The following is a 14,947-nucleotide window of genomic DNA, read 5'->3' on the forward strand; positions in this document are numbered from 1 at the left end:
CACTTGAATGGCTGCCACAGGTAATCTCAGTTGAAGATTACGAAGCCTTGATCCCTTGGAACTGCTCACTTACATCGCCTCGCTAAGCGCGCCTATTTTGAATGGGTGGGGTTCATGGAGCGCTTACGGTTTATGTGTATTTTCAGCGCGTATAAATTCATATGCAAGTAAGAATTGGCTGCTGTGGCTAGGTGCAATATCATACCCGTTGTATGCTATTCATACTGCGGTAGTTGAGTTGATGATTTTTTTAAGCCCCGCCGCAACCCCTAGTGCTTTAGTGCTTCGCTCATTAGTAATCTCGTTGGCTGTAGCTTATGCGCTTCATTTGTTTATCGAGATGCCCATCCAAGCTTGGTCGAAAAGAATAACAAGAAAATTTTAATTTGCTTTTCTATCCGTCATTCTAAAAAACGGTAAGCGCTCCATAAACCCCACATTCAAAGCGCTTAGCTGATCCCGGATGCTGTGCTCCCGATTCCTTCAGGAGCCAGCTCGCCATGATGCGACCCGATGCCAAAGTCGAAAAAGTGTATCTGTACCCCAAGCCGGTCGACTTCCGAAAATCCATCGACGGCTTGGCGGCGCTGGTCGAGCTGGATAAAGCCAACGGCCAAGAACCCTATGCGTGGCTGCGCCACGCACTTGAACGGTTACCGCAAGCCGCCGCAGTAGAAGACTTCGAAGCCTTGCTGCCGTGGAACTGCACACCGCAAATACCAAGATAGCTATACACCCCACCTTTAAAATGTGGGGTTCATGGATCGCATACTTTGAAGAACTCAACATGCACTGGATCAAACTCCGCGACTTTGACGTCCAGTTCGTCATCAGGTGCGGGCTCCATAAAGGTGTCGGGAGCACAGCATTGAGTATCGGTATTTACGTTTTCTGGATGTGTATATTTTCTACTGTGGTTGGATGTGTTTTTGATTGAAATTTATTCTACTTAAAATACGTTAAGGCTGTTGACGGTGTTTAAAAATGTGATTTGCGCAGAGCGTAACTCCTCACCTTTAAGTACAGTTCGAGATCCTGTCAGGACCTCCTTCAATAGAACTGCAAATTTAGAATGATCAGATGGTTCAGCAGTTAGCTCTGGGTTTAAATTTATTTCTTTGCAAGATGAGTTGTTTGAGGATATTACAGGCAATCCTTTTGCTTGTGCTTCTAGAATAGGAAGCCCCAGGCCCTCGTAGAAAGAGGGGAAAAAAAGTATATTTGATTTTGACATCAATTGCTCTAGTTGTATGTCGTTTGGAGATCTAAACCATTCAACAGTCTCGCAAGTTGAAGATATTTCATCAAAGAAGTCTGTTACATCCTTAAGAGACATTCTCTCTTTGCCAACTATAATCAGTTTGAGTGGTATTTTGCTGCTCGCGGATTTGATTGCACTTGCCACGGCTGTAAAGTTCTTTCGGTGGTCCAGTACGTTAATAAGTAGTACCGTATTAGATGGAGTATTACTAACAATGCCATTGCCAAAGTCTTCGAAAGGGATAGACACAGTTAGCGGGCTGGCTATCCGGTCCTGATAGAAGCTTATGAAGTCGTTTTTTGTGCTTTCGCTAATGCATACTATTTTTTCTACATGTTTCAAATAGAAATCATATCCCAAGCTATGTCTATAGGCAAACTCGTAGGCATTCACGAAGCGAGGCATTCTGAGCGCCCCTATAGCTAATAGGTTTGGCACCATATCATATACTATACCGATTGAGTATTTCGCTTCTGGCAAGTTATCAATCCCTGTACACATCCATGGTGTAGTAATAATTGATATGGTGTATTCCTCTGGTGATATGTTGTCAGAAGAGTTCCAAATGTCATCTGAGTATTTTAAGAGGGGTGGATCTGTTTCTGTTATTACGATTTCAGATGTTGGGTATGTGGACCTCCATGTCGGCTTTAGATTGATGCTACTGATGGATTCTTTTTTCATCAAATCATAAGCAACGGTTTGACAGCAAGACGACAGCTTCCCATTAATGGGTGAGGCGAGAGTTACGCTGTAACCTTCCTGCAACAGAAGGTGCCAGTAATGGTGTATGACCCTTTTAACACCAACATGAGTTTGAAAGAAATTTCTCTCGACGATCAATAAAGCTGATTTGCTGTTCATACGTTAGTTTCGCAATGAGATGTAGTTGGGCTAGTAGGTGTTTGTTAAATGGTTCTTAGCCTTTTGGCATCTATACTTATTATTCCTATGCCGAGTAGACGATTGTCTTTGGATGCATTTTGCTCTGCTGGTGAAGATGGGTGCTGTATCTTAAGCTTAATATGAACAAAGCCTCGCTCATTAATCAATGTCCTCGGAATTCGAAACTTCATCTTCTTTGAGCGTTTGCTTTTTTTTAATTTTATTAGAGTAATAGGCAAGCCGTTGCACTCAACTCCAACTAATTGTGTTTCAATGCTTTTCGGTGCGTATGCTATAGCGTTGAGTGTAAACTCTATATCAGTATTGCGTCCTGATTCTGGTATTGGGAGATACAGCTCGGACTCTTTTCCGTCGGACCAACCTCCCCATGTTTCTCGCACACACCACCCAGTTCCAAATATGGAATGAGGTAGCTCTCTTTTACTGGAAAAAGATATAGGGTAGTCAATGTGGGTAGGATAAGTGGAGGAAGTCGAAGTTGGTTTTTCATTAGAAGATAGTATTTTTTGCAGGATATAATTTTTGCTAGTGTTAATTGTTAGATTTGTGTTTCTGCATGTGTTGCTGTTCTCTATTGCCTCCGATAGGGAAATGCCTACAGAGTGGGAGTCAACTTTGTATAGTTCAAAAGCTATTGATTTTCCATTCAAAGATAAGGCTAAGTCGGCTTTTTTTAACTCTCCCAATAGAATTAGCGATAGAGTAAATTTTTCATTTTGTAAAGGTTCAATTCCAAACGCAAGATCAACACTATCCTTTTTTGGGATAAGACCGTCAGGAGTATAAAAAAAACAATCCTTACTGGGATTAATCCCATGCATAGCTAGTTGGGCGATGGTTAAATGTTTGAGTTCTAAGCTGATGCCCGTAGAGAATGCCCCCATAGTAAATTGAGTTGATTTAGGGCTCCCATTAGGGGAGGTGTAGGCATTGTCAATAGATGCCAAGTTTGCAAAATCGTATGTATAGCCTGGTCGCGCGTCAGTTGCTCTGAGTGTGACTACCCTCGATAGCCGAGGTGTAATTCCATTTTCGATTAAGCATCTCGATAGTTCAATGTCTTCACCTTGGTTCCAAAACAAAAGATCATTCCAGGGTGTCTCGATTAGCACTGATCGTTTACTGATAATTACTCCACCATTTATGTAAATATTGGGGTTATAGTCATCATAGCTCAACATCCCGCATGGAGCCCAAGACCATTGACTACCAAAGGAAACCCAGTCTGGGAAACGATTTCCTTTTTGGTCAATTTGGGCAGGCACTAATACAGAAAAATCTGGTCCGTATTCGAACATGGCGTCGAGAAAGTCTGGCGGAATTTCATACCGATCATGTGCAATGATTAGGTTTTCTGATCTTGAAGTTTCAACTATTAAATTTTTTTTGCGCGTTATCCATCCCTTTTCAGCGTGAGACAAAGGTGCATCGATATAACGAACTCGATTTGAAAGTGCTTCCGTCTGTTGGCGGGTGCCTATGGGGCCACATATAGCGATGGTCCAATCTATATTGTCAATGCCTCTGATGTTAGCAACGCTTTCAATGAAGCGTTTGACATGGGTGGGTCGCTGTCCATTTGTAATGAGAGCAAATTCAAACGTAGACAGAGATGGAGGAGGGGAAGATCGATGGCATTCTAGACTATAGATGTATGTGCCATTTGGGTCCTGCTCTTGATAGTTGAGCAGGATCTTAAAGTCGCTCTTTTTTCTGAGAAATGCAGTTAAAGCAAATATGCTTAAAAGATCATTTTGGGTAAATCTAATGAATAGTAACGTTTTTCCACCATGTGCCAATAGTCTTAACGCTTCATCCATAATTAACGGCCACTGCTTTATTTGGCCGAGATCAATTTCAGTTAAATAAACAGCGCTATATTTTCCGTGATCGTTTGGTAATTGCCGAAAGTCATACCTCTCATCAAGAATTCGAGTCGAGGATTTAAAGGCGCTCGTAGGGGGGAATAGTCCTGCCCAGAATACTAGTTTGGAGTCGCATATTTCGCTCAGTAATTTTGAGTCAAACATTTTGTTTATTGCGCCTCTGTATCAAAAAAGTTTTCTTAGTGTTCGAAGAAAGGCTGTGAGTCGCCAGCTCGTGGATCTGTGAATGGCTTCAATTTGTGATTTGAGGCTATTATTTTCGCTTAGTAAATTATTGTATTCACTTGTGTTCACTTGGAGTTGGCTGCTTGGCGATTGGTGTAGGTTGTTTAAGCCTAAGGAGGTTCCTTTAGCTTCTAGGGAGAGAGCTTGTGCTTTTTCCTTGAAGAAATTAGCTTCAGCCTGCCAGTGAGCGACCCTAGTCCAAGCAGCAGAGTTTTCGGCAGATAGAGTAGATATGACAGACATCGTAGCTGAGTCGCCAGCAGGATCTGTCGGAGATGAAGACGGTGTGTGCCAATAATGCTTTCCGTCGTAAATAGGTATTCCCCGTAAGTTAAGACGACTTTCTATCTCTTGCCAATCTAAGCCGACACGGTTGAAAAAAATATTAACCTCGGCACATGCAGGGTCATTTGGTTTTATTGCATAAGGCTCAAAGTTGTTTCTTTCTAGAAAAATTAAAACGTCTTTAAGTGTTGGTTCGTTGCAGTAAAGTGCTGAATTGGGAGTTGTCGGTGCCTCTAACATTCCAGCGTCAACATTTTTTAGTAGGTCTCCTAGTGACTCGAGTACCTTGATGTCAACGCCTTGCGCATCTATTTTTATAAAGTCAATATGGCTGTAGCCAGCTTCTTTTAAATATGCGTCTAAGCGCGTGACTTCAACTTCTATTTCGTCCTCAAAGTAAAGATCAGATCGTTGTGACCAGTACTCATTTTTTGTTAAGTTTTCACTGTCGAAATTTAACAGACTGGAAACCCCCCAGTCAGCATGACGAGCTACGTGAAAGTTTTCGAAACCTTCATTTGTATTGATCGCTTTTTTTAGAAGCTCGACGTTGAACAGGTTTAGCGACTCTTTTTTTACTTTGAGCTGGTCATACAGCTCAGGGATAGGTTCTATGCCTATAACTGCCATAGAGGGGGAACGGGCCGCCACCTGAAAAAGAAAATCTCCTCCATTTGCCCCTACGTCGATTATGCAGGTTTTAGTCATTTGTGCGCTCAGTTAATCTGCTAGGTATTTGTCGTTCAATGCCCCAGGGTGCTTAACCACAACTGTAAGGGTATCTGTAAGTGCCAGGAAGTCAGTTTTCTCTCCGGGGTTAATAGTTATAATGTCACCTGAGGTCCACTCCTTACCACACATTCTGACAGAACCTTCTACTATTACCGTTATCTCAGTAGCAACTTTGTGATAGTGACTACTTTCTGCCTCGCCTTTTGAATAGCGCTTAATTGCGACTTCACAAGCTTGAGTGTCGAAAGCGGTTGGGCTAAAGCCGCCTATGAACCACCCTTTCACCATGTTTTCTAGTTTATCGTGTTTCATTTTTCAGTGTTTTCCAGAGTCAATTAGTGTCTCAAGACGCTCAATCTGTCTTTCGGATTTCAATGGATGAAATTTCTGAGTGTCTATGCGGTATACGCCTAACTTCAATTGACGTAAAATTAATTCATTCATCGTTGGGCAGATGTAATACTGACCATCAACGTGTGCGCTCTTAATTATTGCTTGTTGAGCCGCTTTGACAAAGTCACTGCCGTGTTTAAACCAGTAAAAACCGACGGTGGCGTTGTTGCTTATAGGGTTCTTTTCAGCGCACTCAACAACTAGATCTTCTTCGCTCAATCGTACGTATGAATAGCGAGGGTGGACGGAAGGGAAAATGATGACACCAGCATCAAAATTTGAGTTTACAAAGCCAGAAATTACTGTCGAGAAATCGATATCAATAAGCTCATTGCCATTGATAATCAACAGTGGTTCTTCACTGTTTATAGTCGCTATAGCCAATAGTGCCGTGCAAGCCGCTCCACCAGTTTTACGGCGGACATTTAGAACTTTTGCATCTGGTGATAACAATCGCAGCACGTTATCTAGATGCCAGCGCTTGCAATCCAGGTCTCGTACGGCAAGTGTCAATTTTACGTTGGGAATGGCATTGCATTTTTCGCTGAGATGTTGAATAAGTGGTTTTCCATCGACCTCAGTCAAACAAAGCGGGTAGCCGCTGTCACGATCATCATGCGGTTCATTAGCAGCTAGAATAAGTACATTAGTCATTTGATTTACCTTCAGCACGTTTAATGGCGTTCATAATGTTGTTGTAGTTAACGTCGCTTACATCACTTACAACAAGCACGTGCGCGCCCGAGGCTCGTGCAGCCTGAATGCCATGTTCATTGTCTTCCACGATCAAGCATTGCGATGGTTCAAGCTGAAGTTGTTGCATGGCTTTGATATAAATATCAGGAGACGGTTTCGGTTCTTTCACGTCTTCGTTCGACAGCATAGTATCCAAATAACGCTCGAGATCTGCCTTTTGCATCATCGTTTGAACAGTGGCTCTAATCGAATTCGAGGCCACGCCCAACTTATAGCCCTGAGCCTTTAAGGTGGAAAGTGCATACTCGTGGATAAAAGTTGGCCGGCATTTTTCAAATACCATATCCATGGTGTAGTTTTGTTTTAATGTGTTGATAAAGCCATGTAGCTCGTGAGGTAGATTACTCGTCTTGCTTAACATGTTTAGTTTTTTGCTGGTTGGTAGACCATCGAAGGTTGTCAGATGATCATATCGGGATATTTCAAACCCGAACAACGCCAACGCTTTATTCAGAGCTTCGTAATGCCATTCTTTAGCATCAATCAGGACTCCATCCATATCAAATATAATCGCCTGAATCATGCTTTCACCTTAAAAAAATCAACCGCTTGTTCGGGAATGTCTGTGCAGAGCACGACAAGATCGCTGTTATGTAAGCCGCTATTTTTAAGCAGCAGCCAAAAATCACCGTGATCACGTTTATGTAGTTCTGGAGATACAATGCAAACTTTGATGTTTGCAGTAATTAATCGCCGAAGCTCTTCGATTCGCCATTCATCGGACTTGAATGCGTCAAGCCAGACACCCGCTGCGTGCGGTTGCATTGGTGACTCTGTTTCAAATTCGCTAATTCTGAGATAGGTCGGATTACCGGCAGCGAGTTGTCCGCGAGTATCGGGTACTGACATATCGAACACGAACCAATTTTTATAGTCGTGGCGTCTCATAGTCTCTTTTAGGGTATCAGCCAAACCATCGGATTTAATATTGATGGCAAGTGTTGGTTGTGCAGATCCTGCCAACATCAGGAGTTCGTCCAAGGTAAGCTCTTCGCCTTTAGGCGGATCGTGTGAGATAACCAGGGTGCCAGCCAAGTCCCGAACGTCGGTTTCCGTACCGAACCCGAGAGAGAATGATCGCTTGAAGGCCTCAACGGTGTTTTTTTCACTCGCCTTTAACCAATATCCCCGATGGCTGATTATTTCCACTTGATCTGCTCCACACGCTCTAGGGATAAGGGTTGTTTAAGAAAGGCTGCCAAGTCCTGAGGTGTACCAAGACCATACATTCCCTCACCATCTGTACCGATACCGTAAACACCTATTTTACTGCCGTTTGAGATCATTCGATTATATACGGGGGCTACATAAAATTCGTTATTGACGCGCTCGTTGGCTTCAATCATGGCTTCCGCGGCGCTTACAAAATCCGATCCCTTGAAGAAGTTGTATATGCCAACAGTTGCGTCTTCGGATATAGGATTTTTTTCTGCAACCAGGGTTACGTGCCCTTCGGCATCAGTGGCAGCAAAAGACCATTTAGGGTCGGTAGCGGTCATAGTCATGATCAAACCGTCTAAGGATCGTTGCTCCATTTCTCTCAAATAAGCATCGATTGAGGTATCGACGTATTGATCGCTATTCGCAATCATCAGCGGGTCACTGCTGTTGATGAGGTGCTTGGCGGCCAAGACAGTGCAAGCTGCGCCTTGGGTGATACCGTCAAGTAAGACGACTTCGAAATTTTTTGTCCACTGTGGAAGCAAGACGTCTAAACCGTATTCGGAAAAGTGCTCGCGTTGGCAAACAAAAATAAAACGGTGCTCTACCTTAGGGCTAAGGTTTTCGATGACCAATCGGATCATTGGGATTCCATGAATAGGAATCAGTGGCTTAGGATCGATAAAACCAGCGTTTGCGAAGCGGCTACCGCGTCCTGCCATCGGAATGATGATGTTTAGCATTTTCGAAGTCTGTCTTCTAGGTCGGTCTAAATGAAAGTGGGTTCTTCACGAACCCAGTCGGATCATCAGCTTAACTTAGATAGCAGGGGGGCAGACAAGCATTTTAGTTACCGAAATAGGCTCGTGTGACCGTTTCGGGATCAGAATCCATCCGTATTTTTCCGTGTTCGAGCCAAATCACACGATTGCATGTATGCATTACCAGTTCGCGCGAATGGCTAGCGATGACCAGAATATTGGTAGCTTTGACTAGCTCTGCCATTCTAGCCTCCGCTTTGTGTTTAAAGCCTTCATCGCCCACGGAGAGCCATTCATCCATAATGAGGATTTCTGGTCTGACAGTGGTGGAAACGGCAAAGGCCAAGCGAAGATGCATGCCTGTAGAGTAGGTTCTGACCGGCATTTCAACGAACTCACCGAGCTCAGAAAACTCAATGATTTCATCGAGTTTTTCCGATATTTCACCTTTGCTCATTCCCAGGAGTGCGCCGCGAATAAAGATATTTTCCTTGCCTGTTGCTTCAGGGTCAATTCCCAGAGAAATATCGATGAGTGAGCCAATCTCGCCGCAGATTTTGGTGGTGCCAGATGAAGGGGCGTAAACGCCGCTCAGTAACCTTAATAGGCTACTTTTGCCAGCACCATTATGGCCTAGCAAACCGACTCGGTCGCCGTCCGTCATTGTAAATGTTAAGTTTTCCAAAGCTCGAACGATGACGCGACCCTGGTCATTCGCTCCGAGTTGCCCGCCTGTCGCTACTTGGACCAGGCGCTTTTTTAGCGAGCGTCCACTAGCGTTGTAAATCGGAAAGTCAACGCACGCGTTGTGAAATTCAATAGAAGCCATTGTATATATTCTTCTTCAAAGCCAATAAGCAATGCGGCGCTTATAACGCCCGTAAAAAATTATTGCTGCGCTCCACCCTAGTAATGCCATCACTCCGGATATGCCCCAGCTAAGGGTGCTTACCTCTTGGCCTAGCAATGGCGCTCTGACAACCTGTATCAGGTGGTAAATTGGATTAAAATCAAGAAGGTAAGTGGTTGATTTTTGAGGTAAAAGGCTTGGTAGCCACATAATAGGGGTAAGATAAAAAGCAATTTGAAGAAGGCTGCTCACAATTTGTGCAAGGTCGCGATAGCGCGCGCAGAGAATAGCTAATATCAGGCTAATCCAAGCTAAATTAAAAATTAGAAGGGCAAAGCCAAAAATGCTAAGTAGAGAGTAAAACCCTAGCGGCTGTTGAACAGCTAAAAGCACCAGCGGAAAAATTATAATATTGTGGCCAAGTATTATTATATTTCGCCAGAGTGTTCGTAGTATGTGAACGAATAAAGGGATCGGAAGTTGTTTGATAATGCCTTCCGCAGCAATAAGGCTGGCACAGGCCTCGGTAATACTAGTTGCGATAAAACCCCACAGAATCATCCCGGCAGCGAGGAAAGGGAGGAACTCTTTGATGGGGGCGTTAAATATTTGCCCGAATACTATACCAATCGTCCCGATCATCACACCCATACTGATGGTGAGCCAGAATGGCCCGATTGCGGATCGTCGGTAGCGCTGACGGACATCCTGCCATCCGAGCATTCCCACAAGGGAGTAGCGCTTTACTGCTGCGGCTACGTCCATCAGGGCAACGTTTATTGTGCTGTAGAGCATTCGAAACACCGGGTTGTAAAATCAGCTGCTGATTGTAACCTTGATGGGGGTGGTGATGTCACCCTATTCGTGCTCGCTCCTAATGTCCGAAAGCGCGGGGTCTCCTTGAGTGGGCTCGTCCCCGCTGGGCGCGATTTTTTAGTAACGGCTCGTTGGGGTGGCGGTGCGACGCGGTGCATGATTTTTGTTGTGTGGCGAGCTGAGCGGTTCTTGGAAAGGAGGTGGCTTTCGTGACTACCTTTTTTGTTTTTTTGAGGGGGGGGGGGAGGGGGTTGCGAAGTGGTGGCGATTTGCAGTCCGCTATAAAGTTCTATCGCTAGTTTGTTTGAGCTTGGTCAATTAGGTGTGTGCTTTGAGTGTTATAAAAAATTATTAGTTTCTTAATTTATGGGTGTTGGCATGATATTACTGATATTAGATTGGGGTTAATGCATGTTTCTTATTTTGTTTTTTGGGGCTAAAGTTTCGTGGTAATTGCTTTCCTTGTGATGGCTTCTTTTTCAAGTTTCTCTGTTAGCGTGATTGCTTGATGAAATACGAGCTTTAACAAGTCCCATTGGTCGGGCTCGGTGAGCAACCCGATTTATCGAAATGCTGGTAGTGTGCTCTGACAGGCGAGGATGTATGATGGGGCGGCCACTGAGGGGCTTCGCAGCTTGATAAGCCAAACTCAGTTTGATCGGTAAAAGGTGTGCCCGCTTGGGCCTTCAAATGGAGTTTAGAGGATTCGCATGAAAGCAATCGTTACTGGCATCACTGGTCAAGACGGCGCCTACCTGGCGGAACTGCTGCTGGAGAAGGGGTACACCGTTTACGGTACCTACCGTCGTACCAGTTCTGTCAATTTCTGGCGTATCGAGGAGTTGGGCATTCAGTCCAACCCTAACCTGCATTTGGTCGAATACGATCTGACCGACCTGTCGGCCAGCATCCGTCTGCTGCAAACCACCGAAGCCGCCGAGGTCTACAACCTTGCTGCGCAGAGTTTCGTGGGTGTTTCGTTTGAACAGCCGCTGACCACCGCGGAAATCACCGGTCTCGGCGCGGTAAACCTGCTTGAAGCGATTCGAATCGTTAACCCGAAGGTTCGTTTCTACCAAGCCTCTACCTCCGAGATGTTCGGCAAGGTTCAAGCGATTCCGCAGATCGAAAGTACGCCTTTCTATCCGCGCAGCCCTTATGGCGTGGCCAAGCTCTACGCTCACTGGATGACCATCAACTATCGTGAGTCGTACGGGATTTTCGCTACCAGCGGCATCTTGTTCAACCACGAGTCTCCGCTGCGTGGCCGTGAGTTTGTGACCCGCAAAATCACCGACTCCGTCGCCAAGATCAAGCTGGGTTTGTTGGACAAGATGGAACTGGGCAACCTCGACGCCAAGCGCGATTGGGGTTTTGCCAAGGAATACGTTGAAGGCATGTGGCGCATGCTGCAGGCCGATGAGCCGGATACTTTCGTTTTGGCGACCAATCGTACCGAAACTGTTCGCGATTTCGTTTCCATGGCGTTTAAGGCAGTGGGGATCACCATTTCCTGGGCGGGCACGGCAGAAGACGAGCAGGGCACTGATGCAGCAACCGGTAAGGTGCTGGTCACGATCAACCCGAAATTCTACCGCCCAACGGAGGTTGAGTTGCTGATCGGTAACCCTGCCAAGGCCAAGGAAGTTCTTGGTTGGGAGCCAAAAACTTCCCTGGAAGAGCTGTGCCGCATGATGGTCGAAGCTGACCTGCGTCGTAATGAACAAGGATTCTCGTTCTGATGACCATTGCTGGCAAACGCGCGCTGATTACGGGTATTCAAGGCTTCACCGGTCGTTACATGGCTGATGAACTTCGGGCACAGGGCTACGAGGTTGTCGGGTTGGGCAGTCAGCCTTCCGATGAGCCTAATTATCATCAGGTCGACTTGGCTGATGGCCCGGGCTTACGCGCGTTGCTGGCAAAGATTCAGCCCGACGTTGTGGTGCATCTCGCCGCATTGGCGTTTGTCGGCCATGGTGCCGCGGATGCGTTCTATCAGGTCAACCTGATTGGCACGCGCAATTTGCTGGAAGCCGTCGCAGCTAGTGGCAAATCGCTGGATTGCGTATTGATCGCCAGCAGTGCCAATGTCTATGGCAATGCTTCAGGTGGGCTGCTGGCGGAGACTACTTCACCATCACCAGCCAACGATTATGCGGTCAGTAAGTTGGCCATGGAGTACATGGCCAACCTTTGGCATGACCGTTTACCCATTGTCATCACTCGTCCTTTCAACTACACAGGTGTTGGCCAGGCTGAGAACTTCCTGCTACCAAAAATTGTTTCACATTTCCGTCGCAAGGCGCAGAAAATCGAGCTGGGCAACCTTGATGTCTGGCGCGACTTCAGTGATGTTCGTGCGTTGGTTGCTGCCTATCGAGGATTGATCGAGGCGAAGCCGCTAGGTCAGACGATCAATGTCAGTTCGGGGCAAACCCATTCGCTGCGTGAAGTGATCGAAATGTGCAAAGGATCTACCGGGCACGATATCGAGGTTGAGGTGAACCCTGCCTTTGTACGGGCCAATGAGGTGAAAACCCTTTGCGGAGACAACAGCAAATTGCGGGCGCTGGTACCTGGTTGGGCAACTCCATCCTTGGGTGAAACCCTGAGCTGGATGCTGACGGCCGATTAAATGAAGTTAATTCTCTCTGTTGAGCCGGTTCGCTTCCCGCTAACCGGTATTGGTCGCTACACCTATGAATTGGCGCTGCGACTGCAGCAGAGTCCGGAAATCGCCGACCTGCTGTTTTTTGCTGGTCGACGATTTTTACCTGCGTTGCCGACGGCTGCCGAAGCGTCGGGTAGCGGTTACGGCCTGAAACGAGCGGTGCAAAAAAACTTCCTGGCTGTCGAGGCCTATCGGCTTCTTATGCCATTGCTAAGGAAGCATGCTTTAAAGGGACATGGTGATTTTCTTTACCACAGCCCTAATTACTATCTGCCGCCTTTTGCCGGCCGCAGCGTTGCCACGTTCCACGATTTGTCGCCCTTTACCTGGTCTCACTGCCATGCGCCGCAGCTTGTGCGTTATTTGCAGAAAGAGCTTAAAACCACTCTGGTAAGAGCGGATGCGCTGATCACTGATTCTGAATACACGCGTAAAGAATTAGCTGATTACTTTTCCTGGCCTATCGAGCGTATCCATACGGTGCCGCTCGCCAGTTCCGCCGAGTTTTATCCTCGGAGGGTAGAAGAGCTCAAAAGAACTCTTTTGCGCCACGGACTGGAAGTGGGTGGTTACAGTCTGTTTGTAGGGACAATAGAGCCTCGCAAGAACATCGAGACGTTGCTTGATGCCTACTCCCGGCTTCCGCTCGAAGTTCGCAAGCGCTGGCCGTTGGTGTTGACCGGTTATCATGGATGGCGAAACGAGACCATTCATCAGCGTCTGGAAAGTGCTAAACGTGAAGGCTGGGCTTATTACCTGGGTTTTGTACCCAGTGAAGATCTTCCGTTGTTGTTTGCGGGTGCCCGCCTTTTTACCTTTCCGTCGCTTTATGAAGGGTTTGGATTGCCGGTACTTGAAGCGATGAGCTCTGGTGTACCGGTGGTCTGCTCAAACAGTTCTTCGTTACCGGAGGTCGCCGGAGAAGCCGCCTTGATGTGTGATGCCAAGGATACGGAAGCGCTGACCTCGCTTATTCAGCGAGGCCTGGAAGATGATTTGTGGCGTGCCAGTGCCATCGAGCAAGGCTTGCTGCATGCAGCCAGGTTTTCGTGGGAACGTTGTGCAATGGAAACTCTTGAGGTTTACCAGAAGGTGGTCAGGGGATAATGATCAAGGTTCTGCACTTCTTCAAGACGTACTACCCGGAGACCATGGGTGGTATTGAACAAGTCATTTTTCAGATTGCCGAGGGCGGGATTCGCCACGGATTCGAATCTGAAGTGCTGTATCTCAGCGAACGAGGTGCGGCACGTAATGAGAAGGTTGGGCACCATCTGACTCACCGCTCAAAACTCGATCTGCATGTGGCCTCCACCGGTTTCTCGCTATCGGCGTTCAAAGATTTTGCCGAGTTGGCAAAAAAGGCAGACATAGTTCACTACCACTTCCCGTGGCCTTACATGGATCTGGTGCATTTTCTCAGTCGTATCCAAAAGCCAGCCGTCGTCAGTTATCACTCGGATATCGTCAAGCAAAAAACGCTTCTCAAGCTTTATCAGCCGTTGATGAATCGCTTCTTGTCCAGTGTTGACTGTGTCGTCGCTTCTTCACCGAACTATGCTCAAAGCAGTCCCGTGTTAACGCGTTTTAAAGACAAAGTCCGAGTTGTGCCCTACGGCTTGGACCGCGAAACTTACCCGACGCCTTCTGCGGAGAAGCTTGCCTTGTGGCGATCGCGTCTGGGTGAACGTTTTTTTCTGTTTGTCGGCGCATTGCGTTACTACAAGGGGTTGGATTACCTGCTTGAGGCCGCCAAAACGACTCAACTCCCCGTTGTCATTCTCGGGGGCGGGCATCTGGAAGCGGAGCTCAAAGCTCAGGCCGATCAATTGGGAGTGACCAATGTCCATTTCCTTGGCGGATTACCCGACGAGGACAAGGCTGCTCTTTTGACGCTGTGCTACGCGTTTGTTTTTCCTTCACACCTGCGATCCGAGTCTTTCGGCATTTCCTTGCTTGAAGGGGCGATGTACGGCAAACCGATGATTTCTTGTGAAATAGGCTCTGGCACCACTTACATCAACATCGCAGGGGAGACCGGCCTGGTTGTTCCTCCCCGTGATTCCGTCGCGCTGGCAGCGGCAATGACGCAACTCTGGAATCAACCGGAAGTTGCCGCATCGATGGGAGAGGCAGCCGGACGGCGTTTTGAAGCGGTGTTCTCCTCCGATTCGATGGCTAAGTCCTATGCCGAGATTTATCGCTCTCTGCTTTGACAGGTTGCGGCACAGTGCCCAGGCA

The 14,947-nt window shown here is 46.8% G+C and carries 14 protein-coding genes and 1 pseudogene; 5 read left to right on the forward strand and 10 right to left on the reverse strand.

The genetic code is table 11. From position 1 onward, the window contains the following. Positions 1-584: 584 nt before the first annotated feature. Positions 585-728, forward strand: a pseudogene (locus CKW15_RS25720) (transposase domain-containing protein); the annotation flags it as partial. Positions 729-949: 221 nt separating this feature from the next. Here CKW15_RS25720 and CKW15_RS25725 read toward each other — a convergent pair. The 10 genes from CKW15_RS25725 to CKW15_RS25765 all read right to left on the reverse strand — a co-directional run bounded on the left by CKW15_RS25725 (position 950) and on the right by CKW15_RS25765 (position 10,011). Further along, entirely contained in the window at positions 950-2,125 is a 1,176-nt protein-coding gene (locus tag CKW15_RS25725) for a glycosyltransferase (protein ID WP_095152887.1), read from the reverse strand. A gap of 44 nt (positions 2,126-2,169) precedes the next feature. Beyond that, positions 2,170-4,197: a hypothetical protein gene (locus tag CKW15_RS28285; protein ID WP_143498518.1), complete on the reverse strand. Its 2,028-nt coding sequence runs from the start codon at positions 4,195-4,197 to the stop codon at positions 2,170-2,172. A 21-nt stretch (positions 4,198-4,218) separates the two neighbouring features. Further along, positions 4,219-5,271, reverse strand: coding sequence for an FkbM family methyltransferase (locus CKW15_RS25730; protein WP_095152888.1), 1,053 nt, complete (start codon positions 5,269-5,271; stop codon positions 4,219-4,221). A gap of 12 nt (positions 5,272-5,283) precedes the next feature. Further along, a complete protein-coding gene (locus CKW15_RS25735) occupies positions 5,284-5,607 on the reverse strand; it encodes a hypothetical protein (protein ID WP_095152889.1) in 324 nt (107 codons plus the stop codon). A gap of 3 nt (positions 5,608-5,610) precedes the next feature. Beyond that, on the reverse strand, positions 5,611-6,342 hold the full coding sequence (locus CKW15_RS25740; RefSeq protein ID WP_095152890.1) for a glycosyltransferase family 2 protein: 732 nt from the start codon (positions 6,340-6,342) through the stop codon (positions 5,611-5,613). Continuing rightward, complete coding sequence (locus CKW15_RS25745; RefSeq protein WP_095152891.1) at positions 6,335-6,967, reverse strand: HAD family phosphatase; 633 nt, start codon at positions 6,965-6,967, stop codon at positions 6,335-6,337. Before CKW15_RS25745 ends, CKW15_RS25740 begins: the two co-directional genes overlap by 8 nt. Next, entirely contained in the window at positions 6,964-7,593 is a 630-nt protein-coding gene (locus CKW15_RS25750) for a phosphodiesterase (protein ID WP_095152892.1), read from the reverse strand. The genes CKW15_RS25745 and CKW15_RS25750 overlap by 4 nt, the downstream gene beginning before the upstream one ends. Next, positions 7,584-8,348: a glycosyltransferase family 2 protein gene (locus CKW15_RS25755; RefSeq protein WP_095152893.1), complete on the reverse strand. Its 765-nt coding sequence runs from the start codon at positions 8,346-8,348 to the stop codon at positions 7,584-7,586. Before CKW15_RS25755 ends, CKW15_RS25750 begins: the two co-directional genes overlap by 10 nt. Positions 8,349-8,451: 103 nt before the next feature. Further along, positions 8,452-9,195, reverse strand: a complete 744-nt coding sequence (locus tag CKW15_RS25760) for an ABC transporter ATP-binding protein (RefSeq protein ID WP_095152894.1) — start codon at positions 9,193-9,195, stop codon at positions 8,452-8,454. A 15-nt stretch (positions 9,196-9,210) separates the two neighbouring features. Continuing rightward, positions 9,211-10,011 carry an ABC transporter permease gene (locus CKW15_RS25765; protein WP_095152895.1) on the reverse strand — a complete coding sequence of 267 codons (801 nt, stop codon included), beginning with the start codon at positions 10,009-10,011 and terminating at the stop codon, positions 9,211-9,213. 731 nt (positions 10,012-10,742) lie between these two features. Here CKW15_RS25765 and gmd point away from each other — a divergent pair. From gmd to CKW15_RS25785, 4 genes are read left to right on the forward strand one after another with little or no spacing between them, the layout of a single operon-like run. Beyond that, positions 10,743-11,774: a GDP-mannose 4,6-dehydratase gene (gene gmd / locus CKW15_RS25770; RefSeq protein WP_095152896.1), complete on the forward strand. Its 1,032-nt coding sequence runs from the start codon at positions 10,743-10,745 to the stop codon at positions 11,772-11,774. Further along, positions 11,774-12,670 carry a GDP-mannose 4,6-dehydratase gene (locus CKW15_RS25775; RefSeq protein WP_095152897.1) on the forward strand — a complete coding sequence of 299 codons (897 nt, stop codon included), beginning with the start codon at positions 11,774-11,776 and terminating at the stop codon, positions 12,668-12,670. The genes gmd and CKW15_RS25775 overlap by 1 nt, the downstream gene beginning before the upstream one ends. Then, positions 12,671-13,813 (forward strand): glycosyltransferase family 1 protein, encoded by a 1,143-nt coding sequence (locus CKW15_RS25780; RefSeq protein WP_095152898.1) that lies wholly within the window; start codon positions 12,671-12,673, stop codon positions 13,811-13,813. Further along, positions 13,813-14,922: a glycosyltransferase family 4 protein gene (locus CKW15_RS25785; RefSeq protein WP_095152899.1), complete on the forward strand. Its 1,110-nt coding sequence runs from the start codon at positions 13,813-13,815 to the stop codon at positions 14,920-14,922. The genes CKW15_RS25780 and CKW15_RS25785 overlap by 1 nt, the downstream gene beginning before the upstream one ends. The last annotated feature ends 25 nt before the right edge of the window (positions 14,923-14,947 follow it).

It is taken from the genome of Pseudomonas sp. Irchel s3b5 (assembly GCF_900187435.1).
GTDB lineage: Bacteria > Pseudomonadota > Gammaproteobacteria > Pseudomonadales > Pseudomonadaceae > Aquipseudomonas.